26 protein-coding genes and 1 CRISPR repeat array are annotated in these 25527 nt (G+C 43.6%); of the genes, 3 read left to right on the top strand and 23 right to left on the bottom strand.

Features of this window, described 5'->3' with window-relative positions:
* Nucleotides 1-15: 15 nt before the first annotated feature.
* A complete protein-coding gene (locus N6H06_RS02920; RefSeq protein WP_263705597.1) occupies nt 16-1296 on the bottom strand; it encodes an ABC transporter substrate-binding protein in 1281 nt (426 codons plus the stop codon).
* Nucleotides 1297-1497: 201 nt separating this feature from the next.
* Between N6H06_RS02920 and N6H06_RS02915 the strand changes: the two genes are divergently transcribed.
* A complete protein-coding gene (locus tag N6H06_RS02915) occupies nt 1498-1731 on the top strand; it encodes a hypothetical protein (protein ID WP_263705596.1) in 234 nt (77 codons plus the stop codon).
* 193 nt (nt 1732-1924) lie between these two features.
* Here N6H06_RS02915 and N6H06_RS02910 read toward each other — a convergent pair whose 3' ends face one another.
* From N6H06_RS02910 to N6H06_RS02845, 14 genes are all read right to left on the bottom strand, one after another.
* The gene (locus N6H06_RS02910) at nt 1925-2659 is read right to left on the bottom strand and encodes a response regulator transcription factor (RefSeq protein WP_263705595.1); all 735 of its coding nucleotides are present in this window, start codon (nt 2657-2659) and stop codon (nt 1925-1927) included.
* A complete protein-coding gene (locus tag N6H06_RS02905; RefSeq protein WP_263705594.1) occupies nt 2647-4350 on the bottom strand; it encodes a sensor histidine kinase in 1704 nt (567 codons plus the stop codon). Before N6H06_RS02905 ends, N6H06_RS02910 begins: the two co-directional genes overlap by 13 nt.
* Before the next feature lie 550 nt (nt 4351-4900).
* Nucleotides 4901-5050, bottom strand: a complete 150-nt coding sequence (locus N6H06_RS02900) for a hypothetical protein (protein ID WP_263705593.1) — start codon at nt 5048-5050, stop codon at nt 4901-4903.
* Between the two features lie 66 nt (nt 5051-5116).
* Entirely contained in the window at nt 5117-6070 is a 954-nt protein-coding gene (locus N6H06_RS02895; protein ID WP_263705592.1) for a trypsin-like serine peptidase, read from the bottom strand.
* A 452-nt stretch (nt 6071-6522) separates the two neighbouring features.
* The gene (locus tag N6H06_RS02890; protein WP_263705591.1) at nt 6523-7242 is read right to left on the bottom strand and encodes a (2Fe-2S)-binding protein; all 720 of its coding nucleotides are present in this window, start codon (nt 7240-7242) and stop codon (nt 6523-6525) included.
* Nucleotides 7243-7290: 48 nt separating this feature from the next.
* Nucleotides 7291-8322, bottom strand: a complete 1032-nt coding sequence (locus N6H06_RS02885) for a FecCD family ABC transporter permease (RefSeq protein ID WP_263705590.1) — start codon at nt 8320-8322, stop codon at nt 7291-7293.
* Nucleotides 8319-9320 (bottom strand): FecCD family ABC transporter permease, encoded by a 1002-nt coding sequence (locus tag N6H06_RS02880; RefSeq protein WP_263705589.1) that lies wholly within the window; start codon nt 9318-9320, stop codon nt 8319-8321. The genes N6H06_RS02885 and N6H06_RS02880 overlap by 4 nt, the downstream gene beginning before the upstream one ends.
* 15 nt (nt 9321-9335) lie before the next feature.
* Nucleotides 9336-10316, bottom strand: a complete 981-nt coding sequence (locus tag N6H06_RS02875; RefSeq protein ID WP_263705588.1) for an ABC transporter substrate-binding protein — start codon at nt 10314-10316, stop codon at nt 9336-9338.
* A gap of 110 nt (nt 10317-10426) precedes the next feature.
* The gene (locus N6H06_RS02870) at nt 10427-12022 is read right to left on the bottom strand and encodes a helix-turn-helix domain-containing protein (protein WP_263705587.1); all 1596 of its coding nucleotides are present in this window, start codon (nt 12020-12022) and stop codon (nt 10427-10429) included.
* A gap of 151 nt (nt 12023-12173) precedes the next feature.
* Complete coding sequence (locus N6H06_RS02865; RefSeq protein WP_263705586.1) at nt 12174-12914, bottom strand: SDR family oxidoreductase; 741 nt, start codon at nt 12912-12914, stop codon at nt 12174-12176.
* 22 nt (nt 12915-12936) lie between these two features.
* Complete coding sequence (locus tag N6H06_RS02860; protein ID WP_263705585.1) at nt 12937-13521, bottom strand: TetR/AcrR family transcriptional regulator; 585 nt, start codon at nt 13519-13521, stop codon at nt 12937-12939.
* 240 nt (nt 13522-13761) lie between these two features.
* A CRISPR array of direct repeats spans nt 13762-14401; the repeat unit is 32 nt; unit sequence ATTTCAATCCACGCACTCACAAAGAGTGCGAC.
* A 358-nt stretch (nt 14402-14759) separates the two neighbouring features.
* A complete protein-coding gene (locus tag N6H06_RS02855) occupies nt 14760-15551 on the bottom strand; it encodes a DUF817 domain-containing protein (RefSeq protein ID WP_062745495.1) in 792 nt (263 codons plus the stop codon).
* 45 nt (nt 15552-15596) lie between these two features.
* A complete protein-coding gene (locus N6H06_RS02850) occupies nt 15597-15821 on the bottom strand; it encodes a helix-turn-helix domain-containing protein (RefSeq protein ID WP_062745492.1) in 225 nt (74 codons plus the stop codon).
* Nucleotides 15822-15831: 10 nt separating this feature from the next.
* The gene (locus tag N6H06_RS02845; RefSeq protein ID WP_263705584.1) at nt 15832-16308 is read right to left on the bottom strand and encodes a DUF2975 domain-containing protein; all 477 of its coding nucleotides are present in this window, start codon (nt 16306-16308) and stop codon (nt 15832-15834) included.
* 319 nt (nt 16309-16627) lie between these two features.
* Between N6H06_RS02845 and folE2 the strand changes: the two genes are divergently transcribed.
* The gene (folE2, locus tag N6H06_RS02840; RefSeq protein ID WP_263705583.1) at nt 16628-17536 is read left to right on the top strand and encodes a GTP cyclohydrolase FolE2; all 909 of its coding nucleotides are present in this window, start codon (nt 16628-16630) and stop codon (nt 17534-17536) included.
* Nucleotides 17537-17645: 109 nt separating this feature from the next.
* On the opposite strand, the gene N6H06_RS02835 is transcribed toward folE2, so the two are convergent.
* From N6H06_RS02835 to N6H06_RS02805, 7 genes are all read right to left on the bottom strand, one after another.
* On the bottom strand, nt 17646-18002 hold the full coding sequence (locus N6H06_RS02835; RefSeq protein ID WP_213028945.1) for an MmcQ/YjbR family DNA-binding protein: 357 nt from the start codon (nt 18000-18002) through the stop codon (nt 17646-17648).
* 888 nt (nt 18003-18890) lie between these two features.
* Complete coding sequence (locus N6H06_RS02830; protein WP_062745483.1) at nt 18891-19760, bottom strand: class II fructose-bisphosphate aldolase; 870 nt, start codon at nt 19758-19760, stop codon at nt 18891-18893.
* Complete coding sequence (locus N6H06_RS02825) at nt 19761-20819, bottom strand: galactitol-1-phosphate 5-dehydrogenase (protein WP_263705582.1); 1059 nt, start codon at nt 20817-20819, stop codon at nt 19761-19763. It lies immediately after the preceding gene.
* A gap of 20 nt (nt 20820-20839) precedes the next feature.
* Nucleotides 20840-22186 carry a PTS galactitol transporter subunit IIC gene (locus tag N6H06_RS02820; RefSeq protein ID WP_062745479.1) on the bottom strand — a complete coding sequence of 449 codons (1347 nt, stop codon included), beginning with the start codon at nt 22184-22186 and terminating at the stop codon, nt 20840-20842.
* A 25-nt stretch (nt 22187-22211) separates the two neighbouring features.
* The gene (gene gatB / locus N6H06_RS02815) at nt 22212-22487 is read right to left on the bottom strand and encodes a PTS galactitol transporter subunit IIB (protein ID WP_062745477.1); all 276 of its coding nucleotides are present in this window, start codon (nt 22485-22487) and stop codon (nt 22212-22214) included.
* A gap of 2 nt (nt 22488-22489) precedes the next feature.
* Entirely contained in the window at nt 22490-22969 is a 480-nt protein-coding gene (locus tag N6H06_RS02810; protein WP_263705581.1) for a PTS sugar transporter subunit IIA, read from the bottom strand.
* Nucleotides 22962-23750 carry a DeoR/GlpR family DNA-binding transcription regulator gene (locus N6H06_RS02805; RefSeq protein WP_263705580.1) on the bottom strand — a complete coding sequence of 263 codons (789 nt, stop codon included), beginning with the start codon at nt 23748-23750 and terminating at the stop codon, nt 22962-22964. The genes N6H06_RS02810 and N6H06_RS02805 overlap by 8 nt, the downstream gene beginning before the upstream one ends.
* Nucleotides 23751-23932: 182 nt before the next feature.
* On the opposite strand from N6H06_RS02805, the gene N6H06_RS02800 reads away from it, so the two are divergent.
* Complete coding sequence (locus N6H06_RS02800; RefSeq protein WP_263705579.1) at nt 23933-24874, top strand: 1-phosphofructokinase family hexose kinase; 942 nt, start codon at nt 23933-23935, stop codon at nt 24872-24874.
* A gap of 175 nt (nt 24875-25049) precedes the next feature.
* Here the strand turns inward: N6H06_RS02800 and N6H06_RS02795 are convergent, their stop codons facing one another.
* Nucleotides 25050-25523 (bottom strand): GNAT family N-acetyltransferase, encoded by a 474-nt coding sequence (locus N6H06_RS02795; RefSeq protein WP_263705578.1) that lies wholly within the window; start codon nt 25521-25523, stop codon nt 25050-25052.
* Nucleotides 25524-25527 lie beyond the last annotated feature (4 nt).

Below are 25527 nucleotides of genomic sequence, written 5' to 3'. Positions count from 1 at the left end.
AACCCTTTCATGTTTTCACTCATCAAGGGCACTCATGAACTGTTCTGGAGTCAGCGATCCCTCGATCAACTGCTGTGCATTTGTTTCGGCAAGCTCCTGTTTGCGGGCATTAAATGTCGCTTCAAACCATAAAGCGCTGCTTTCCGCTTGTTCTAGTTCGTCAAGGACAAGCTTGGTTAATGGGTCATCGTCACTTGGTTCTATCCTTGTCGCCAAACCAGAAACCATCCCATGCTCACTCATCGCCCGGTCTGCATAATGGGTGTACAAATAGGTAAACCATTCCCGTGTCGGCTCATCAAAGCCTGCTTTGGAAAAGACGGTGACGATCCCTGCATTCATCATGTAGTCCTCAAGTGTTCCGACACCGCCCTCAACAACAGGCACATTAAAAAAGCCAATGTTCTCAGGCCCGCCTATATGGTTTTGATTTTCGTCATTCATTTCCCCTAATGCCCAGCTGCCCATGTAATACATCGCCGACTGGCCTGTTAAAAACGAAGCCGTTGCCCCATCATAATCGATCGCGTTGACTCCTTGCCCGAAGTAGCCCCGTTCACTCATTTCTTGTACCGTTTTTGCGGCTTTAATGAAGCCTTCATCGGTAATCGATAAATCTCCATCTGCTACACGTTGCATCGCATCAACCCCGTAATACCGAACTGCATACGCATTAATAAATCGCGTGATCGGCCAACGGTCCTGTCCTGCTAACGCAAATGGTTGAATCTCATTTTCTAAAAGCACATCGCTGATGGCCATCAGCTCGTCCCACGTCTTTGGTTCTTCTAACCCGAGAGATTGAAAAATCTCTTTGTTGTACCAGAACCCTTCAATATTCAATTCCATTGGAACCGCATACATTTCTCCAGTGTCGCTTAATTGTCGCATTAAATCGAGCGCAGCTGGGCGAACATCATCTAACAAATCGGCTTCTGCTAACGCTTCTTCAACATTGACAATATAATCACCTGAAATAAGATCATCCAGCTGAGCAGATTCATACACGAACATGTCTGGCAACGCATTGCTAGCTGTTAACAGTTGGATACGCTGAACAAGATCCGATTGCTCAATCGTTTCTAGATCAAGAGATACATCAGGATTGTCCTGCTGGAATTGTTCCATGATCGGCATCACAATGCGCGGTTGGCCTTGATTGGCCGTGCGATTTGATAAATAATGGATTTCCCTTTCGTCGCTACTGCTTTCCATTTCTCCGCTAGAACTTGATGAACACCCTCCGACAAAAACAACTGTAGAAAGCAACATAAGTGGAAAAGTCAACTGCTTCATTCGTTTCCCTCCTTTTTTATTAGTCTAAGACGGAAAAATGATTTTTGTAAGCGCTTCAAAAATTGGTTTATGTCCGCTTTTTTTAGGCAAAAAAAGCGCAAACGTGTGTAGCGTTTGAAATAACCAACTATTGCGAGACTTTCGTAAATATTGAGAAATTTAATTTCCTCGTGTAAGTTAATTAGAAAAGGAGTGATTGCATTGAAGGCAAAATTTATCTTTGAAAATGGCGTCTATGTTCAGGAAAGTCCTAGAGACGGGACGCCCGTTCATGTGTTGGCATACTTATATAATTTGATCTATCAAATAGAGACCAATGCAATGGTGTATATTGAGGATGAGAATGACCAAGATAAATTCACGGAAGAGAATTTACACAATGTAAAATCAATCGTGTTTGAATTTGAAGAGCAAGATCGGTTCACTATGGAATAGAATGGAGTGCGAGCGTTTGTCGACAGTATGTTTTTTCGTTCGGGCACATAACAGCCTGTCGATTATCTCGGTTAAACTGGGTTAATCGACAGGCTGAATTTTTTCATGGCTGCGTGAGATCGTCACTAGTCTTCCCTTACGTATATCTCTTTGGTTCAACTATTCTTAGATCAACTCATCAACATATCTGCCGTTATTCAGTCCACCCTTTCGTTTTCAACTCGCTTGGCGTTATCTGGTACTGCTTTTTAAATGTTTCGGAAAAATGGCGGTACGATTGATAGCCAACTTTTTCACTTACATCCATTACTTTTTCACCCATCAGCAACAACTGTCTCGCTATTTCCATTCGGTATTTCGTCACGTATTTGATATACGATACGCCCATTTCCTTTTTAAACAATGTGCTGAAATAGGACGCATTCATGCCAATATGTTCCGCTACATGCTCTATCGTTATATCGTGATTATACCGTTCCGCGATAAACGCCAACGCTTTTCGGATCGCCCGGTGGTTCGCTTTTTCAGGGCGGCCGCCCCCTTTTTGTTCGAGCTTGCGTTCTTGGACAAGCGCCCGGTCAAGGGCATCTTCTATCATCGGCACTGTGACTGGCTTGACTAAATAATCAAGCACGCCTAGCTTTAATGCCCGTTTGGCATAATGAAAATCAGTATGGGCACTAAAAAGAAACAACAGCGACTCGGGCGATATCGGCTTGATTGCTTCTAAAAAATCAAGCCCGTCCATCCCAGGCATCTCAATATCTGTGAAAATCAAATCAGGCTTTTCCTTCTCTACTACTGCAAGGGCTTCATCGCCACTGTGTGCCGTGCCAACTACTTTCGCCCCCTTGACTTCCCAATCAACCATTTGCACCATGCCATCTACCATTAATGGTTCATCATCGACAATGACTACCCGAAGCATAAAATCTCTCCTTTTCCAAGTTGTAAGCGTATTGTCACGACCGTACCTTGGTCGACGACACTTGTAATCGTCAACCCACTTTTTCCTCCGTAATAAAGCTGAATTCGTTCATGAACATTTTTTAACCCAAATCCGTGCATCGCTTGGGATGGATGTTCCATTCCAATCCCATCGTCTTTAATTTGAAACACGAGTGTATCCCCCTCTACAAAAGCACGCAGCAAAACGTGGCCAGTGCTTTTCTTCTTTTCTAAGCCGTGGATAATCGCATTCTCGATCAACGGCTGCAGCAATAGTTTAAGGATCTCAATATTTAATAAACGGTCGTCAACCTCTTCTTTATATTGGAATTTCCCTCGAAACCGGATGTTTTGAATCGTGATGTAATGGCGAATATGTTCCAACTCTTTTTGGAGAGGGATATGTTCTTTTCCGTTGTTCAAACTAATTTTGAAACTTTCAGATAGAGAGATAGCCATCTGGGCAATCTCGGACTGTTTTCTCATTTTCGCCAGCCAGTAAATGGATGACAACGTATTATATAAAAAATGGGGATTGATTTGCGCCTGCAATAATTTTAGCTCCGCCTCCTTTTCCCGTAGTTTTGCTTCCATTAACCGTTCATTTAGTTGTTTATGTTGGGAAGCAACACGCTTAAATGTTCCATCAATCACTTTTAACTCATCCAACCCTCTTTTTTGCTCATTAGGAGGCCAACCAAATAATTGGATAGCGCTTTCATAAACTTGCGATAAAGGGCCGCTTAATCGTCGCGATACAGGGATCATCGCCCCCATTAACAACACAGACATTCCCCCGCCTAGTGCTAATGTGACAGCGCCAATATTGTTTAGCTGTCCCAGCAATTTGTCCTCGCTTATAACGGAATATAGTTTCCAACCAGAAGCCGAGTTTGTATACGCATCGAAAATGTAGTTTTCTGATTCTAATGAGGCTTCATCAACGCCAGCGATGATGCCCCCATCCGTCCTTGTATCCAATACTGTATAGTCTCCTGCCTGAACGATCAAATCACTTTCTTGGCTTGTATGAACATCTTCTAACAGCGATTTATCAATCGTCACTACAAGTAACCCAATCCGATCCAATTTAAATTCTTCCGGATTACGCAACGATTTCACGTAAGAAAACGTGTCTGTCTCTTCAGCCAATACATTCTCTGCGAACAGCAACTCACCGCCATTTTCATTTAACGCATCCAAGTACCACTTTTTTGTCTGAAAGGTCTGTGCCTCTCTTTCAGCACTGCCGCCATGGCATACAGAGCGAAAAAATGCATCAAATAGACAAACCGAATCGACATAACGCTGGTCAACCAAATAATTGGACAATAATCGCTGCAAGTTCCGGTACGTATCAACACCAATCGTCTCGTCCCCTTCGTATACTTGCTCATTGCTGCTCACGAGCTCGTGGCGAATCGAGGGGTCCGCCAATATTAAACGTTGAATGTTCACAATGTCTTCCAACGAACGGTCCACCAATTTGCTTGCATTGACTAGTTGCGCTTGATTACGTTCTTTATACGTTTCAATGAGGCTTCGGTCTGCCAACTGTTTAGACACAAACCCGATAAACAATATAGGCATAATGGAAAACAAAAGAAAGACAATTAAAAGTTTGCGCCGAAACCGACTAAGGCCAAGAAGCTGATACAATTGCTGAAACAAGCCCACCCCTCCTTTTTGATCTCTTATTATACGCTTTAGAAGTGTGCCCGGGTCAACATGACCGTTTTTAATAACTTTAACAATAAACCACTGCCGTTTAATAAGATACATGGTTTTTAATGAATGAAAGGCGACAGCTTCCCTATGTCAAGTGGTTAACAAAATAGGTTCGTTCTAAAAAATAAAAAACGCCCAATCAGCAAGATTAGGACGATACTTGTTTTTGGTTTAATGGACAAACGTTACAATACGTTTCCTTCGTTCCTTTCTTAATGCAGCACCAGCTAAAAAGCGACTGCCATTCTCGGAAACCTCAACGAACCGATCACAAAAGCATGTCCTTCAGCACCCTCTAAGAAATAGGAGATTACCTCAAACGGGGAAATCCATTGGCTCCCTATAGACAACCCGATTATACCTGTGATCAAAACCGCTAAAATAGTTCAATCAACTCATTTGGCATCGATTTAAAATAATTTGCAAATAAAAAGGTGGTCAGTGGCAAGCCAAACACCAAATAGCTAGGTAAAGGCTGTTCCGAAGCAAGGCATTATTCGTCCATTCCCTCCCCTGGAACGGCTTTCTTCATGTTATCTTCGGTCCAATAGTCTATCGAGTCCGTTTCATTCTCTTTTAATTGAGTTTCCTCTGGCACAGGATCCTTGTCAGCATTCAATAAGATGACTGCACTCACAGCCATACCAATTACTAGAATCCCACTTACACCTAAAACCACTGTTTTTCGTTTTATGGCAGATCTACCTCCCTAACGCATTTCGTCGAACATATCCTTTACATACTGGGCATTTGGTTTTGCATACAAACGTGGTGTTCCAGTAGTGGAGCGTCTGGAGGTTACTGCAAAAACATAACCAAGATCCTCATCAATCATGCTGCGAAACCAAGGACCTCCACTTGCTCCTCCGTTCATTGAACAATTCATATAAGCGTCATCACTAAAAGCACTTCTTTTATAGGTATTTCCATAACAAGAATAAGGAAACTCTCCATTATATGGATTTTGAGCAGGATATCCTGAAATTCTAACATTGCTTTGTGCCTGACTATAGTTCCATGATAATCCGTTTCCCCCTACAACATTAATGAGATTTCTTCCACCTTTAGGAAACACCGTTAAAAAAGCTTGATCGTAATTAGAATTGCTACTATTAATCCAGCCATTTAATGTTCGGACCGAACGATAATTCCAAAGTCCATAAGAGGAAGGCCCCTCATAATAAGCTGGAGCAAAGACAATATTTCTATGCCAATCCCCTTCTGAACCAGAATGTACGCAATGACCTGCTGTCATCACTAGATTCTTGTAAACATTATTAATAGCAGACGCCGAACAAACATAGTTTTTCCCACCATAAGTATAAAATAACTTTCCTGATGTACTTGGTACTTTGGCAAGATTAGAGTAAATGTTGTCTTCTGGAAGAACGGGATGAGAAGCATCTTGAGGAGGTGCGAGCAAAGAAGTAGAAAACGACTGATCTTCTTCATCGTTTACAGGAATAGTAACTGGTATTGCATTTTTAAGCTTTTCTTCAGTCCAATAACCTAAAGGATCTAGTTCTCCACTATGATCTGAATACAGCTGTATGTCTGGGTTTTCAATGAATTGACTATCAGCATCATTACTTAAAGCAAGTACTGCCTCCTGCAACAACAACATAGCTATTAGAAAAGTAGCAGCAGCGCAAAAGTTCTTCAAGAAGCCGCCTCCAAAATAAGTTTAGATTCTTAATTCATTTTTCTATGAACAAAATTGTAAGAATACCTCTTTTTTCACTATCTTGATCAAATGAGTACCAAGTTTTTCTTTTGAATCTATCTGTTTACAGATTAATTGATAATGATTATCTTTGTCAATTATATTTTTTGTTTTACCAGAAAATTAATTAATTTTCTTCGATATTAAAAAGAATAAACTCTCGATGTAACTTCCATCCCCTTCTCGAATCACTTCTAGCAATTTCGCTTCCTTACTGGCCCGTTTACCTTTGACGCGCATACAATCCATTTATCTAGATTGATCGATTTGATTAAAGGCTTCACTAAAGATGATTTTTATTGAATGAAAATCGTCAGCGCTGGTTAGCGCCAAGCTGTAAAAACCAGTGCCTCGGTGTCGATCTTCAAATAAAAACGCCCTAACCGGCTAAATTAGGGCGAAACGTTGTTTTGGTTTAACGGACAAACGTCGCAATACGTGCTCTTTGCTGCTTTTTTTAGACGGTAATTCATGCAGCACGTTTTTCGTACATGTCGGTTGCTGTGATCCACGCCGAGAGACAAGAGCTCTTTCAATGGATTGTGCGGCCAATGGAAAACTTGACCTTCGGCTTGGTTTAAAAAGTGAATGTCATTTTGCCATTCGCTGTTCGTTTGTTTTTCTAGATGAATCGCTTTTCGATACAGGGAACGGATACGAACAGCAACGTTTTCCCATAGTATGTCTGTCCGTACATTTGTTGCTTCGTGTAATGATAAAATGAACGGCGTGATTAGCTCGCCAAATAGTTGACTGATGGCCTGCTCTCGCCATACCGCTCGCTGCTCATTCTTACAAAAGGTCCATTTACATGCATATTTGTGAAGCGAGAATGTTCGTTCGTTGGTAAAATAGCATGCTTTCAGCGGGACAGCCAGCGCGGAGTTATGTCGAGCCATGCTATACAGAAGTGGAACAGCTGTAAATCGCGCATACTGCTTCATAAATAAGGAAGCGGCTACCCGTACATTCGGGGCACCAATTGCTTCCTGGTACTGCTGCAAAAACAGCACGCACGTTTCTTTCTCTAGTAAGGCAAGCATACACTCTCCCCTTGGCTTCTTCTCATGCAGTTGGATGCCAAAGGCTAACCATGGTTCGAAATTCGCCATTTTTTTAGGCCTCCTGGCGTTCGGTTATTTGTATTTTTTTGTTCCTGGTCAATGGCGCGCCCGAAATAATAAGTAAATGAAAAAAGGCGCCCCAATGCCAGAAATAAATACGCCGACTGGGATATCTAGCGGCAGGAAGGCTGTACGGGCAACGACATCTGCAAGAAAGACAAGCCAGCCCCCAATCAAAGCAGAAGCGACAACAAGTGCCACAAAGGGGCGGTCGACAAGCAATCGCGCCAAATGAGGGGCAACCAAGCCTACAAACCCGATGGCCCCGGCAAAGGCGACCGCTGTCCCTGCCAGTCCGACGCTCAGTATCACAAACACAAGGCGCTGCAGCTGGACTCTAGCGCCTAAACCGATCGCAACCGAATCCCCTAATTGATGGACTTGAATCGCACGTGAGCAAAAAAGTACCCCTGCTCCTAACAACACAGCCCAAGGGGCCATCACCGCCGCGTCTGAGAGCGTGCGCCCATAGACGCTGCCGACTAACCATGTATATGCTTGGCTTGCAGCTTGAATCGGACTGATGATTAAAAACAAGGTAGTTGTGGCATTCATTACAGCTGCAACACCAATCCCCGTCAACACTAGACGCATCGTAGAGGCGCCTCTTTTCCAAGCGAGCCCATAAATGAGACATGCAGCAATCCCAGCTCCAAAGATCGCCGCGAGCGGCAGATAACGAATCGAAATCGTTCCATTGGTTAGCGTAATAAAACCAACTGCAGCAGCGGAAGCGCCACTCGTAATCCCGATGACATCTGGAGAAGCTAACGGGTTACGGACTACCTCTTGTAAAATCAAGCCTGCGATTCCTAATGCAGCACCAGCTAAAAACGCGACAGCCATTCTCGGAAACCTGAGCGCACCGATCACAAAAGCGTGTTGTTCAGCACCACCTAAGAAATAGGCGATGACCTCAAACGGCGAAACCCATTGGCTCCCTACAGATAATCCGATAATGCCAGTAATCAAAACCGCTAAAAGCAGGAAAACAATTACCTTCAGCGCACGCGCAGTAGCTTTAGCGGGGGTGAGGCGCCTTGAAAGAGTGCCCCCCAATCTTTTCATCGGCCCTTCATCCCCTTTCTCGCCAAATAAAAAAAGAATGGCGCTCCCAGAAAAGCAGTGATAATGCCGATCGGCAACTCTTCGGGCCTGATTACAAACCGGGCTAATAGATCAGCCCCGATCAACAACGAAGCTCCCATCCACATACTGTTTGGCAGCAACCATCGATGGTCATTTCCGACAAGGGCACGAGCCATGTGGGGAACAATCAAGCCAATAAAGCCGATCATTCCCCCAATCGCTACTGCTCCTCCTGCTAGTAAAATAGCGATCAACACGATGAATACTCGGACAAGGGTGATGTTCTGGCCTAAGCCCCTTGTGACCTCCTCTCCTAGCACAAGGAGATTAATCGAATGGGCTAGAAACAGGGCAGCTACGAATCCAATTGCGAAAAAGGGCAAGATCGGAAAAAGCACCTCTAAGCTTCGACCAGAAACCGTTCCGGCCATCCAACGCAGCATTTGGTCTAGGTTTGCTTCATTTAACACGAGTACCCCTTGGGCAAACGAAGAAAACAGAGCGGTCATCGCCGTCCCCGCTAACACGATCCGCAACGGCGACAAGCTATGTTTCCCTAAGGCGCTCAACAACAAAACACACGCGGCCCCCACTCCAGCGCCCATAAAAGCAAATGCCATTAAGGCAGGCAATGACGAAACCGCCAGAAACGTAATCGCGACAACGACAAACAATAAGGCGCCAGCATTTAAACCAAGCAAACTCGGTGACGCAAGGGGATTTTGCGTTAATGCTTGCAGCAAACACCCTGCAACTGCAAGGGCGCTGCCGATAACCGCAGCTGTGACCGCTCGTGAAAGACGGTTGTATACAACCACATGTTCTGCAACGGTATCATCGTATTGGATATACGCCTCATAGAGGTCATGAAACGAAAGGGGAATCGGACCAAGGCGCACACTTAGCACAAACATGAGTAGAAGCAATCCAAAACCTAGGGCTAAACCAATTGTCCTTTCTACATTTGAAGTCAACATGCACCATGCTTCCTTTTACTTTTCACCAATGTCAAGACCAAGCGTTTCATAAAGGTCGTCAAGCATTTCGTTCGCCGCTACATACCCAGCTGACATATTCCACGTAATTTCGTCGACAACATGAACTTGATCGTTTTGCACCGCGTCCAATTCGGCCCACAACGGATGGCTCGTCCACTCCGAATACCCCGCTTCAACCTCTTCTATGTCTTGGTTGCTTTGCAAAAATACATAAAAGAGATCCGCATTCATCTCTGGAATCGATTCCGTATTCGTAAACTCCAAATACACATCCCCTTGATCAGCTGCCTCCTGTTGCCCATCTGTGCGAATAAATCCAGCTTCCTCTAAAATTCCCCCAGGAAATCCCCCTGTAAATAACCGTATTTGATCGGAACGAACATTAATCACCGAAGCCGTATAAGGCCAGCCATCCAGTTGCGACTCCGCTTGTTGACGAAAATCGGCGATACGCTCGTCCCAATCATGTAAACGTTCATCGGCACGCTCTGTTAGACCAGTCGCCTCGCCCATAAGAGAAAGGGTATATTTAAAGTCATTACTCGGATCAATCATGAGTGTCGGCGCAATTTCTTGAAGCTGCCCGTAAATTTGTTCATGCCTCGATTTGGTCGCGACAATTAATTCTGGTTCGAGCGCCGCAATTTCTTCAAGGTTGGGCTGCAATTCGTTGCCAACCATTTCAACCCCTTCAAGCTCTGGCCTTAAGTAGTCATAAATCGGCTGCTCCACCCACGACTCAACAACGCCTACAGGCTTCAAATCAAGGGCCACGGCTGTATCCGTTGCCCCTTGAAACAAGGTAACGACCCGTTCAGGGTAGTCATCTAACTTCGCAGTACCCATAGAATGTTCGATGGAAATCGGTGCTTGCTCTTCCTTTTCTGGCTCCTCTATTGCTTGTTTATCCGAACTACAAGCAGCTAATCCCATAACGGCAGCTGCTATCATCCATGTATACCGAATGACCCTCATCTGCTAACTCCACTCCTCTAAGTAATTGATAATCATTATCAAGTATATAGCGTTCTCTCGCGATGAACATGGGCATTTCTGTTTTTTTCATGGATAAATCCGAGGTGTTCCTATGATAATTGCCACTGAATCTGCAATAAGTTTACTAATCGCATGTGGGAGTATGGATTGTAGCTCGTGTACAAATGTTGCTCCCCGTAAATGGGCATCACCCTCCCTTTGCGAACGGCATTAAGGGTTTGCCATTGCTTGCTACGAAAAAGGATACGCAATTGCTTTTCAATCATGGAAGGACTAGGGGTTCTGTCGTTTTTTCGATAAACGGTCAACAGTACATAATCAGCCTGAAAGCTAGAAAGATCCTGGCATTCGATCTCTTGAAGATGACGAACATTCGAAATCTCGACCGGTATGTCCATTCCGAGATCATCATATAAGACGCTGCCAATATTGCGTTTGCCATAAAGGCACAAGCGCTCCTCCCCGATGCCAATGACTAAAAAAGAGGCGTGGCCCATCCGTTGTTTTACCTTTTTCTGCAAGGAGAACGCTGTTTCATCGTATCGCTCAAGCCACCGAGCGGCCTTTTCTTCTTGACCGATTGCGTTGGCAATTGTCTTTAGATGTGTACGCCAATCATCATAAAAAGACAAACGAACAGTCGGCGCAATTTGGCTCACCAATTGTTCTTTTTTAAAAAGGGTGTCCTTTGCTGATTGACGAAGCAAAATTATTTCCGGCTGGATGTCCATCAACTTATCTAAATTCAACCCCTCTTTTCCGACTGTGATGGTCGTTTTCAATTCATTTGAAACCGGAAAGGCATGATTTTTGATCGCTCCGTACGGTTTCACTCCAAGTGCAAGCAGGTTTCCCGTCACTAAATGATTTAAGGAGACGACACGAGCCGAACGCTTCATCTCTTTTAAAAAAACAGCAGGCGGTCTCCCCTCTTTCGCTTTAAATTTACGACTAAAATAAAATTCATCACGAAATCCAACTTTGGCAGCCACTTCACGAACCGAATGTGAGGAATCAAGGAGAAGCTCTTTTGCCTTACGTAAACGGACATCGTTTAAATAGGTTTGTGGCGAAGTGCCAAATCGCTGCTTGAATGAGCGGGAAAAATAATCGACATGCATGCCTGCCATTTTCGCTAAATCGTCTCGCGTAAGCGGCAAGAAATGGTGGGATTCCATATACCAGCGAATCTCCTCCATAACATCGTCCCGTCGTTTTCTGTCACTCGTGTTTTTATGAGGGAAAAGCAGCCTAAGCCATTCATGAAAACACTGCCTAAGCTCATACTGATCCCACTCTGCCTCACTCGAAGCTAATTGACGCATTTTTTTAAATTTAAGATTTAGTTCTTGCCAATTTCGCGAAACCTCAAAGTCCTCTATGTCTGGAAGCTTCGCTGGTGAAAGTTGGTTGCCATCGGTCTCTAGCAAAGCATAGAAGCGAACATAACAACTATGATTAGGGAGTTGTACAGTAGAATGAGGGGGGATGAGCTTGACACGATGTTGCTGCAACTTTTCTTTTTTTCCATTAATCATGACAGTGCCTTCCCCTGTCTCAGTAAACAACAGCCCATATTCAAATGGCGACTGTCCAAATCTCATTGTCTGTTGTTCAATAAAATGAATGTCATTCAATTTATACCAGTAAGCAGTGTAGTGCGGCCTATCCACTTGACGATCCATTGTTTACCCCTTCTCAATCACTCATTTTCCCCATTATAATTGATAATGATTATCATTACTACTATTATAGCGTGTTGCTGTGCCCTTTCATAAAAGAAAAACTTGGCAATATGCCAAGTTTTTTAGTACCTCATCCAGAACAAGCCTCTAATTAAATAAACCCTCCATTTACGCGAATCGTCTGTCCTGTAATCCATTGCGATTTGTCGCTCACTAAAAATTCAATCACATTGGCGATATCTTCTGGTTCACCGATCCGGCCAAGTCCGATTAATTTTTTCAACCCTTCGATCTGCTCCTCTGACTTCCCCTCTGTAAACAGTTCGGTGTTAACAGGTCCAGGAGCAATCGCATTGATTGTGATTTGCTTTGCCGCGAATTCCTTAGCAAGCTGACGAGTGAATTGTTCAACCGCTCCTTTTGTTCCTGCGTAGACACTGTACGTTGGGAACATTTGGCCGACAACAGAAGTGGAAAAATTGATGATCCGTCCTCTTTCTTCCATGTAGGCCATCGCCTGTTGACAAGCAAAAAACGTTCCTTTGACATTAAGATGGAACTGTTTGTCAAAGTCCTCTTCTGTCACTTCTTGAATAGGTTTGTAAATGCCTACTCCAGCATTGTTAATCAGAATGTCTACTTGACGAAATGCCTCCATTGTTTTTTGGAACAATGACTGAACCTCGGCAACTGTAGCAATGTCGGCCTGAATGGCAACCGCCTCTCCGCCCTTTTCCTTAATTTGCGTAACAACCGCATTTGCTTCCTGAGCACTCCGTGAATAATTCACAACCACCTTCGCACCCAAATCAGCTAGCTGACTCGCAATGGCACGTCCAATTCCCCGTGAAGCCCCTGTAACAATCGCTGTCTTGCCTTTAATATCCTCCATGTTTATCCCTCGCTCTAATCCATTATTTTAAAAATCCTTTTTCGATTAAATGCCAAACGCTGTCGAACTCTTGTTCAATCGTATTCCTCTTCCATTCATTTGCATGAGCGGGATGGTGAAATCGTTCTGTAGCGTAAAAAATCGCTCTAGCGATTTCTTCAAAATCATTTGAACGAACAGAACATGCCTCGACAAGTTTGCTTAGTTGCTTGACGATTTGATTAATGCTCTCATCGACAAGCGTTGGGCACTCGCTCGTTACATGGGCATACATAGCAAATAATTCTTCATCTTTACGAGCATAATACCGCTTCAACTCAAACAATTTCTCGACGTACGCTTTTACATGGTCGACTCCTCTAAAAGAAGAATCACGTGACACATTCAACAGCGGCTCCATAACCTTCTCGCTTAGCCACATCGCAGTAGCCGCTTCGAAAATCTCCTTCTTGCTTTTAAAATGCCGATAAATCGTGCCATGACTAACGTTCAATAACTTAGCCACATCCGTTATCGACGTTTTGGCCATACCAAACCGCCTAACCGCGTCTTCCGTAGCAGACAGAATTTGCTCTTTTGTTAATGCTTCCGAAGATTTTTTCTCCATGATGTGTTCAGTCACCCCCTGCTATTGCTTAGCCTAACAAAAGAACTAACAAATGACAAATAATTAATTTTGTCATTTGTTAGAGATAAAAATAGACCAGCGTGTGTAACCCTGGTCCGTTACGGTGAAGCGGCATTTTAATCTAGGTATTTACTTCCTGCGCTTGTTGATTTAATTTACAGACTCACGGAGAGTGGGACCACAAACAAAATTCGAGTGGCAAAATGAAAATGACTACTTATTTCAATTCACGCACTTACGAAGAGTGCGACTCGTTGCAGACAGGCCAAATCTACATGGATACATGATTTCAATCCACGCACTTACGAAGAGTGCGACTGCCGACAGTTTGAAACGTTTTTAAATTGTCGAAAATTTCAATCCACGCACTCACAAAGAGTGCGACGGAGATCACAAGAACTGGCTTCGTTATTGACCTTGATTTCAATCCACGCACTCACAAAGAGTGCGACAAGTACCGATTTCAAGTTTAATGTATGGTGCACAGATTTCAATCCACGCACTCACAAAGAGTGCGACCCTCTCAAACGAACTAACGCAGTGTTTTAACGAAAAACATTTCAATCCACGCACTCACAAAGAGTGCGACCAAGTTAAGAGACGAATGGAACAAAAAGCTCGAAATTTCAATCCACGCACTCACAAAGAGTGCGACCCAGAGTCACCAAAGACCAATTCGATAGCACGACAGATTTCAATCCACGCACTCACAAAGAGTGCGACAAGTACCGATTTCAAGTTTAATGTATGGTGCACAGATTTCAATCCACGCACTCACAAAGAGTGCGACGCGTCCATCCAGACGTCTTTATGCAAGTGATAGTCGGATTTCAATCCACGCACTCACAAAGAGTGCGACAGCGAAATTCTCCTAATTATTGGAAGCAAGACAATCAATAATAGGAAAAAGTTGCTCTTCCCTCTATCATACCATGGGACATATACAACATTTCGCCATTTTAACACATATTTTTTCATAGTTAGGCTCTTTTTTGGTGCGGGTGATCTAGTGATTTTATGTGCGCTTGGGGTTCGCACCAAAAATGCTGCTTCTTTGTTCCCTGTTTCTTTAAATATTAGGAGGACAACCTGTTGATGTTGTTCTCTAATATCGTTCTTTTCGATCTATTGGCCTTCATACAATCTATGTTTCTTTTATAATAAACAGGAAGAATGGCTGTTTCTTCCGTAGTATAACAAAGCACTCACTGCTTTTTTTATAAAGACTGACTAGCATCTACACCAGTGGATCTTTTCCCTTTCACCTGTTTTAACGTCGCGACAATCAGGAAACTAACAATTACTAATAAAAGCCATGAACTCACCTTCCCCAAGTGAACGAGACTCCATGCTTCGGTTTGGTTCGGATATTCCCAAGCCCCAAAGAACGTTGCAATATTTTCGGCTATCCATATAAAAAATCCGATGAGCACAAAAGAGAGTGCAAGTGGCATCCGGTAACGAGTTCCATTCACCTCATATGTAACCCATGATTGCCAAAAGACGATGATGACAAGCCCCGCTAACCAAAAACGGATGTCAATCCAAAAGTGATGAGTAAAAAAATTTAAGTAAATCGCAGCGGCAAGAGGGACAACCAGTAACAGCGACGGCCACTTCACCAATTCTATCTTTAATCGCCTCCATGCCTGGCAAAGATAACTTGCTACGCTTGCATACATAAATCCGCTATACAAAGGGACGCCAAATACCTTGGAATACCCTTCCTCTGGGTAGGACCAGGAGCCCATGTGTACTTTAAAAAGTTCAAGAGCCAGCCCAATAAGGTGAAACAATGTAATGACTTTTAATTCGTCCCATGTTTCAAGCCCAGAACGCACCATCCACCACTGCATAAAAAGACAAATGATGAGCAGCCAATCATACCTTGGCAAAAAGGGAAGTGGCACGAACTGTGTAATTGCCAAAGAAGCAAATATAACGACAGGAAACAAGCAGGAAAGGGCTTGCTCCCAGCCAAAACGAACGAGTTGTTTTAATGGCCTCATAATTAATGCCTCCAATTTGAATAAGTCTATCTTTTCCTTCCACCTTCATTCATCATGGAGGTTTTCATCACTTTGGTACTCTAAAAGATCTCCAGGTTGACAATCTAAGGCTTTGCAAATCGCATCTAACGTGGATAGTCGAATCGCTTTTGCCTTTCCATTCTTCAATATAGAGAGATTCGCCATCGTTATCCCAACTCGTTCGGAAAGTTCGGTAACGCTCATTTTCCTTTTTGCTAGCATCACGTCAACATTGATTATAATTGCCATGGTTTTCACCTCAAACCGTTAAATCATTTTCAGATTTGATATCAATCGCTTCTTGGAAAAGTCTTTGAAGAACAGCAGCGAATACTGCGATTACCGTTGAAGCAAAGAGAGGGACTACTCCCATAAATAGGAGACCAGGGGCATCATCTCGATCTGCTAGCAAGTAGAAGAATGGCATAATAGCTACATACAAACCACTGATGATGACTGCGCAATATTTAATATTTTTCAACGCTCTCGTAGACAGTTCAGAGAACGATTGATTCCTGTCAATGTAACTCAAAAGTTTAAAAGCCTGAGACAATGCAACAAAAAATGGTATCACTGTTAAAAACACACCGATAAAAATAGGATATAGGATATGGTCATAATGTGGATCTACCGGATGACTAGGTAACCATACCAACCCAAAGATACACAAAGCAAGAACAGGACTTCCCATAAGCATCACCGCTATCTTTAAAAAAAGCGTAGAACCTCGTTTCATGAAAAACACCTCTATTCATTGATTATCCATCTGATTTTACCATACATTTATCGTTTATCAATAAATTATTGTTGTTTTTCATACTTCTAGTCAATCAAGCGATTCACTTTCCTCTAAGAAATTGAGGCATTAGTAAGTCGCAAATATGGGGATTGCTGATCGTGATGAAAATCGAGAGACATTTACCGATAACGAAGTCACGCATTAATTCGCCTACAAGTTGATTAGTTTAAACTTGATTACGTTGATCCATTGCTGTAAATTGAAGTGTAAATAAGAATCATTTTGATTTATCGTTTGATTTTTTGGGGGAGAGTATATGAAAAATAACTTAAGAAATTTAAACCTACCAGATAAAAAGGAAAGGCACCGGCGTTTTGGTTCTGTTCCACCTATAATAGGCGTTAAACCATGCAACAAAGATGAAATGATAGACTTGCAAAATACTCCAGATGATTTCTTGTTTGATTTACAGAGTGTAGGAATTTGTAATGTTCAGCATCCAATTACACTTCAATCTTCACATTCACCAAAAACTCAGAACACAATCGGTACATTTAAGATGACTACCAGTTTGAATAGCAATGCTAAAGGCATTAATATGAGTCGATTAACGGAACAATTGGATCACTATTATCGGGAAGGGTGGACCGTCGATTTTCAAAATCTTTATACTTTCACTAAAGAGCTTACAGAACGAATGGACCAGCCTACAGCCGAAATTGAGGTCAGCTTCCCTTGGTTTTTTGAGAGGAACGCTCCTAAAAGTGATAAAACAGGATTAATGAAAGCAATGGGTTCGATCAAAGTCCGTTGTGATAACAAAAACGGCTTTTCACATGAAGCTCAATTATCGGTTGGCGTCACCACCTTGTGCCCTTGTTCTAAAGAGATTAGTGAATACAGCGCTCATAATCAGCGTGGTTTCGTGACCATGGCAATCGAATTATACGATCCTTTACATTGTGAAAAGGATTGGAAAGCAACTCTGTTGCACGCAGCAGAGTCAAATGCCAGCGCTATGATTCATCCCGTACTCAAACGACCAGATGAGAAATTTGTAACTGAAAAAGCCTACGAAAACCCTCGATTCGTGGAAGACATGGTTCGGTTAATTGCTGCCGATCTTTATGAGATGGAATTTGTGAAAGGATTTACTGTGGAATGCCGTAATGAGGAATCGATTCATCTTCATGATGCCATCGCCAAAGTTACTTATCAAAAATAACAATTTGTATAAAAAAAGGAGACTGGGACATAACCAAGTAAACTAGAAAAAGAACGGTACCCGACGTTGATTTCGTGGGTCCGTCCTTTTTTTGTGTGAATATCGCGATTTACTTGGTTAAACTAAAGCTTTGCTCAATTAAGTGATAAACGTCCTCTTCTGAATCGATACGTTCCAAAACAATTGATATCCAATTTTCCTTATCCATATGGTATCCAGGTAAAATACTCTTTCCATTTCTTAAACTGCCACTTATTTCAGGGAGACATTTTAAATTCAGAATGTCTATTTCGTCATTTCCATCCAACCCTAATTTTTCTGGAAGAACATTCATTACAAGACCATACCATTTTCGATTCGATTCATGTCTCAAAGCGGCATAGGTTGGAAATTTTTGAAATGGATAATCAGGCGATGTACGGAATTTTTCTTTGACGTGCTTAAAGATATCTTCCCTTGTTAACATGCTGACTAATCCCTCCAACAACTTAAATAGATTTTCGGCATTCGCCGTCCCAGACGAACCAATGGTGAATATTTGGAAGTCACTTTCATAATCGCTGTAAAGGTAGACATGTTTTACTAACTGTCAAAGCTATGAGCTGTTGTTCTACCATCACCACGAAGACCTTATTTTTCCAGTACCTCTACAACTGTGCATTTCCTTCAGGAGCAGTGGTGGTGAGGGTGCAATCCATGCAGTCATGAAGAGTGCGACCGAAAACTATGCGAGGACAGGACGTCTAGTGACGATTTCAATCCACGCACTCACAAGGAGTGCGACAAAGGAGGGCAGCAGCTCCTTGACAGCTTCGTTATTTCAATCCACGCACTCACAAGGAGTGCGACGTTTGGCTTACCGGATCCCTCATAATGCGGTCCCATATATTTCAATCCACGCACTCACAAGGAGTGCGACAGCGAAATTCCCCTATTTATTGGAAAGCAATTAATGAATAATAGAGGAAAACTGCTCTTCTCCTCTATAATACCATGTGACGCCAACAACATTTTACCACTGTTTCACACATTAACACATATTCAAGCTTTTTTTTGGTGCGGGTGATCTGGGGATTTTATGTGCGCTTGGGGTTCGCACTAAAGAATCACAGGCTCAAAATACTAAAATGAATAATTGTAAATGTTCATCTCCCTCGTCAATTGTGTCTGTCTCTACTACTGTCTATTTTACTATATTTGATAAGAAAACTCCTGTTGGCGTAAGGAAAGTTCCTTGCTTATACAGCTATTCGATTGGGTTCTTCTCTCCCCTTCCCAATTAATGAAAAAACACCTCCGCTAGTTAGGCTATGGGGCTAACTAGCGGAGGTGAAGGACTCCGGGCTTACGCTTTTCACGCAAATGCTGGCACTACCGTGTTTTCACTGCCAACCATGCGGATTTTTGATTTCGCCATTTCTTTCGCTGCTTCTTTTGCTGTTTGCAAATATGCTCGTGGATCGAGGCTGTCTGGTTCGCTCGCAAAGTGGTCGCGAATCGCTTCGGAGTAGGCATTTTTTAGTTCTGTTGACACATTGACTTTTGCCATTCCGAGGGCGACACAACGGCGCACGTCGTCTTCTGGCACGGCCGAGCCGCCGTGGAGGACAAGGGGTACGTCGACCATTTCGGCGATTTTGGCGATTCGCTCAAAGTCAATCTCTGGCTTGCCTTTGTAAATTCCATGGGCAGTTCCAATCGCAGGGGCAAGTGTCGGCACGCCTGTTTCCTCGACAAATTGGCGGCACTCTTCTGGAATCGCTTTTTGGGCGTCGGCTTCGTCTACGACGATGTCGTCTTCCACGCCGCCGACTTTGCCGAGCTCTGCTTCCACGTTGACGCCAAGGGACGAGGCAAGGGCGACGACCTCTTTCGTCCGAGCGACGTTTTCTGCGAATGGATGCATGGAAGCATCCATCATCACGGATGTATAGCCAGCGCGGATCGCGTCTTTGATTACCTCAAAGTCTGTACAGTGATCTAAGTGCAAGCCTGTTGGCATTTGGTAATGTTCCGCTGCGGCCTTGGCCACTTCAACAATGTTTTTTGCACCGAGTGACTTGACCGTCCCGACTGTCGTTTGCAGGATCACAGGAGACTTCAATTCTGCTGCTGCTTCGAGCACCCAAAAAATGCTGTCAAATGAATGGACATTAAACGCGACAATTCCGTGTTTGTTGGCTTTTGCTTTCTTTAGCATCGGTGTCGTTGACTGTAATCCCATTTATTTACCCACCTGCCCTTCGTTTTCTGCGATTTGATATAGTAGTTTAATCGAATGATTGTCTGGGTCTTTCATTGCTTGAAATGGCTTGTCGCCATCTTCCAGTTTAAACACGTCATGGATCAGAGGCTTGACATTGATTTTGCCAGACGCGATGTAATCAATTGCAGCCTGCCATTCATACCCTGGGAATGGTCCAGAATAGCTCATCCAGGAACCTGTGATTTCCAGTTCTTCACGTAAAATTTTTTCAAACGTCGCTGCTGGAAACGTCACATCCCCTGACGCCGTTCCAACAAACACAATCTTCCCTTTTTTCTCCACTAAAGCGACCGCTTGCTCTTGGGCGCTCGGCACGCCTGCTGTTTCGATAACAGCGCCGGGCTTGCCATGTTTGCTGGCGTATTGAACCGGGTCCTCTTTTAAAGAGTTAATCGTGTCGTTTGCGCCGATTTTTTTGGCAAATGCTAGTTTCTCGTCGTTGATATCAATCGCTGTTACTTTCCCTGCCCCGCGCGCTTTTAAGGCGAGAATGGTCATAATACCAATCGTACCAGCTCCTAGAACATAGACGTGTTCGCCTGCAGGTAGCACAATTCGCTCAATTCCGTGGATCGCGACCGTTAATGGTTCGATTAGCGCGGCCTCCTCCAACGTTACCGTTTCCGGCAAAACGAGGAGATTTTCCGCTTTTACGACTACGTATTCGGCCATTGCCCCATTTTCCCGGGAACCAAGAAAACTGTATGAGCTACTTAAAGCTGGGCTTCCCTTTTGCATAAAGGCATCCTCTTTATTTGGTAAAAGGGGGGCGACGACCACACGGTCACCAACCGCTACAGATTCGACGCTTGCGCCGACGGCCTCTACCGTTCCAGAAAATTCATGTCCGAGAACAATGGGGTAATTGTGGACTTTGCCATCGAAGTACCGTGCCAAATCAGAGCCGCAAATGCCGCAATAGGCAACCTTGATTAATGCCTCATCCTCTTTAGGGACAGGTGTTTCAATGTCCTTTATGGTAAATGATTGATTCGCTTCGAGAACGAGCGCTTTCATGATCTCCACTCCTGACTCATTTAATTTTTATCTGTCTCTGCTGGGAGTAATTTGCCCCGTTTATGCTGAACAATCGTAAATACGACACAGAATCCATAAATCGCTGTCACGACAATAAGTGGAAGTAGATTTTGCCATGTTACTAGTTCGGTCATGATGAATTGAAGTGGGCTGCCGCCTTGGTCAAGGGATGCCACTTGCCCACCGGAAATCGTTCCTGTGTTGAGTGCAAGTGACGTATGGACGCCGACCATCATGTTCGCAATCCAAATCGTCATCGTCATAATGAGCGTTCCAGAGATCAACGTTCTAAACAAGTTTCCGCCGTGGATGCCGACTGCAATCGAGATGAAAAAGCCAATTGTGGCTAAGTCACCGAACGGCAGAACTTCGTTTCCAGGAATAAGAATCGCAATCACAAGTGTAAGTGGGACAAAAATGAGGCTTGCCGCTACCACTTGTGAATTTCCGAGCAAGAGTGCAGGATCTAGACCAATATAATAGTCTTGCCCCGAGAATCGTTTATCGAGCATTTCCCTTGCGGCTTCGGCAATTGGCATTAATCCTTCCATAATAAACTTGACAACGGTAGGCATTAACAGCATTACCGCCGCCATTTGAATGCCCAATTGCAAAATGGCTGATACCTCGTAACCTGCCAAGGCACCGATGACCGTCCCGAGAAGGGCACCAATAATGGCAGGTTCTCCGATTGGTCCGAGTCGGTTTTCAATCTTATCTGAGTTAATATTCACCTTTTTCAAACCAGGAATTTTTTCTATAATTGCGTCAGTGACAACAGCGATTGGCGCCATTATCGCCCCTGTGCCATGTGGAATTGAAATTCCTTCTAAGCCGTTGTATTTATGAATGATCGGCGCAAACCAATCTCCTAGCTTATAAGCAAATGCCGCATAGATGACTACGCCAAGAACACCAAGCCAAAAGCTTCCTGATGCGGTTGAGACAATCGCACCGGCAAATGCCATGTGCCAGATATTCCAAATGTCAACGTTTACAACACGGGTCCATTTCAACAACAACATGACGACATTGACAAGAATAGCAACAGGAATGGCGACCGTTCCTATATTAGAAGCCCACGCCATCGGAGAAGCTCCTGGCCAACCAACATCAACAATCGATAAACCAAGATTAAACCGTTCTGCCATTTCTTGTGCGGCTGGCCCTAAGTTATCTGTCAGTAAGCTAATAACCAGAGTAATGCCCACAAATCCGACCCCAATCGTGATCCCTGATCTTAACGATTTCCCAATTCCTTGGCGCAACAACAGGCCAAGGACAAAGATCACCGCCGGAAGCATGACAGCAGGCCCTAAATCCAATATATATTGCAGCACGTTCATGATGTCTCCCCCTATCAGCAATAGGTTATTTTAAAATATCCAAAATTTCTTGTTTCGTTTTATCAAGGCCAACGCCTGAAATGAAAGGCAACCCATGGATCACAGGAACCCCATAATCACGATCGACTTTTGCCGTTGAGATGATCAAATCAGCGCCTTGTGATTTTGAACTAAGTTCGCTGACACGACATTGAGTGACGTCCGCTTGGATATTGTTTTCTTTCAAAATCGCTTTCACTTTATTTGCAGCTACAGTAGACGTAGCAACAGCTCCACCACATGCGACTAATACTTTTTTCATGTTTATTCCCCCTCGAGTTGTTTAGTAATGGAAGCGTCCAATAGGGCTAACGCCTCGTCTTTTTCTTGCACAGAAGCCAACTTCTTTACAAAATGAGCATCTTGAATGCGTTCCACAATTGTTTGCAGCGCTTTCAAATGAGCTGCACCATCAGCTAGGCCGAGCAACAATACAACGTTTACATCGACTCGATCGTTTTCCGACCCCATCACACCAAACGAGACAGGCTCATTTAACGTCAGCAATCCGATTTTGCTTTCCAGAACATAGCTGGCATCGGTATGAGGAATCGCAACACCAAACGGCTCGGTTGGTATCCCTGTCGCAAACGACTGTTCTCGCTCTTTTAAACTGTCAGCGTACGTCTCTTTCGCAAACTGTTTAGCTTGCATCGGCGCAGCTATCGTCTCTAACACCTCTTCAACCGTTTGGCATGTTTGGTTTAACAAAATCAAGTCTCGATCAAGTAAAGCATTACTCATCTCCCTCACCCCCTTCAGCTTCAACAACGATGACATTTCGTGCTTTCTCTTGAATCGCCTTCAACATCTCTGCATCGGCCTTGGAATCCGTAATGAGTGTGTCAACTTCTTCAATTGCAGCAACTTTGTTCATATGGATGGAGCCGAATTTTGAGTAGTCAGCCATCATCACGCGCCTTTTCGAATGTTGCACCATAAGGCGCGATACTTCAGCTTCCCCCATATGGATGTTCGTATAGCCTACTTCTGGATGCAAAGCACCAATGCCGAAAAAGCCGGTATCGACATACAAATTGGCAATCGTTTGGTTGGCAACTGGCCCATACAAGGAACGCTCATTTTTTCGAACGTTGCCGCCAATGATAATAATCGAGAAATTCGAGTGCTCCACAAGCTCATTGGCCAAGGAAAGCGAATTGGTTACAATCGTCAGCCCCGTTTTTTTCAAAATAAGCTCACGAGCAAAATAAAGGGCGGTCGTCCCATAATCGATATAAATCGTATCGTTATCAAAGACAAACTCAACTGCCTTTTTCGCAATCGCCCGCTTTTCCCACTCATTGACAATTTTTCTCGAGCTATAGTTCGTCTCAAGATTTGCCTTGTTTAACACCGCTCCCCCGTGCACTTTGCGAATGAGCCCTTTTTCTTCTAGTTCGTATAAATCTTTGCGAATCGTTTCTCGCGTCACATCTAGTTTTGAGCTAAGCTCGGAAATTTTCACAGAATGATATTCATACAATTCCTTCATGATCAAATCTTGTCTTTCCTGTGGAAGCAAAGAATCATCCCCTTCCCCTATTACTGAAATCGCTTACCTTGGATTATAAGTGATAAAGCCAAATAAAGCAAATATTATTTTTGCTTTATTTTGCATTAACCCAATAATATCTTTGCAATACTTGGTTTTTATTATATGATTAACTCAAAATGCAAACCAATGCAAATAGAGGTGTGTACTCAATGATCCATATTTTATGTGCCAATCCAGCCCTTGACCGAACCATTTACGTTCAAGCTTTTTATCCAAATGGCGTAACCCGTTCGAGCGCCTCCCATGAAGGCCTTGGCGGGAAAGGATTCAATGTCGCCCTTCCTTTTATTGTCACAAATGAGCAAAAAACGATTCACATGCACACATTTTTCGGTGGGCCCGTAGGAGAACAATTAGCACAGATGATGAAAAAAGCCCAACTGGCAGGTGAGACAACATTCATTGAAGGCGGTAACCGATACTGTACCATTCTCGTAAACGAATCGAAGCAAGAAGCAGCACTGATCAATGAACAAGGACCTTCCATCACAGAGAAAGAACAACAACAGTTTTTGCAATCGCTATTTCACTCACTAAAAGCAGGCGACCATCTCGTGCTTTCAGGATCACTCCCAAAAGGGACGCCCATCACTTTTTACCGGGACATCATTGCCCAAGCAGAAAACCGCGGCGTCCAGACCATTCTCGATAGCAGCGGCGATGCACTAGCATACGGAGCAGAGGCAAAACCATGGCTAATAAAGATCAACGGGGAGGAATTTTTAGACTTAATGGGGATAAAAGAGGAAGCCGCAAACAGACAGCAGCAAATCGAAGAATGTTTAAAAAACAGCCCTTACCCGAACTGCATCGTTACATTAGGCGGCGAAGGAACAGTCGCCAAAATCAACGGAGACATATGGCGTGTCACGCTCCCAACGATTCACGTGACAAATGCCACCGCCTCCGGCGATATTTTTCTCGGCACCTTTATGCGCGAGTGGAGAAAAACGAACGATGTAAAAGCGGCTCTATTAACAGGCAGCTCCCTGTCATTGGCAAACTGCCTCCACTGGCTGCCAACAATTGATTTTTCACAAGCTAAACAGTATGAGCAAAAGATCCACATCGAACGGATATCAGCCGTTTAGTCGTGCATTTAATAATGATTTAGCAAAGCCAAGGGAGTTTGTGCTTTCTTGAAGCAGACAGAGCCAGGAGGAAAACCCCTGGCTCTCATTTTATGTGGATACTATCTTCGATACACAAGAGGGAAGCTGTTGTGTGGCCTAATGGAAATGGGAGAAGGAAATCACTGACATTGCATTATATGAAATGTTTCTCAAACAAAACTCTGTCTTGGTGTGGTCCATCATAGTCGGTGTTGACAAACACACCGTCAATCGTTTTATCGCCCTCTTCAATAGAAAATCCCATCTTCGTATGAAAGGCAATGGAAGTTTGATTGACAGGAGAAGTTACACAGCGAACAATATTTCGTCCGTTTTGCTGAACCACATGAAAAAATCGATTGTATAATTGGTTGCCAACGCTTTGCTTTCTATAATCAGGGTGGACGCCAACGAAATGTATATAGGCTACTTTTTGATGGGATTGAGAAAAGAATCCGATTAGGAAGCCGATAAGTGTTCCATCCCTTTCAGCAACAAAACTTGTATTGGAAAAATGGTCGAAAAATAATTTCGGTAACTTATCCGACATCTTTCTTCCACCCCACCACTTATTAATTAGTGGGGAAATGACATAGTAGTCAGAGCCTTTCACTGTACGAATTTCCAATTTC

Source organism: Shouchella tritolerans, from assembly GCF_025770735.1.
GTDB classification, from domain to species: domain Bacteria; phylum Bacillota; class Bacilli; order Bacillales; family Bacillaceae_D; genus Shouchella; species Shouchella tritolerans.
Note: the sequence above shows the minus strand (reverse complement) of the source record. Positions and strands in the feature narration are given on the sequence as shown.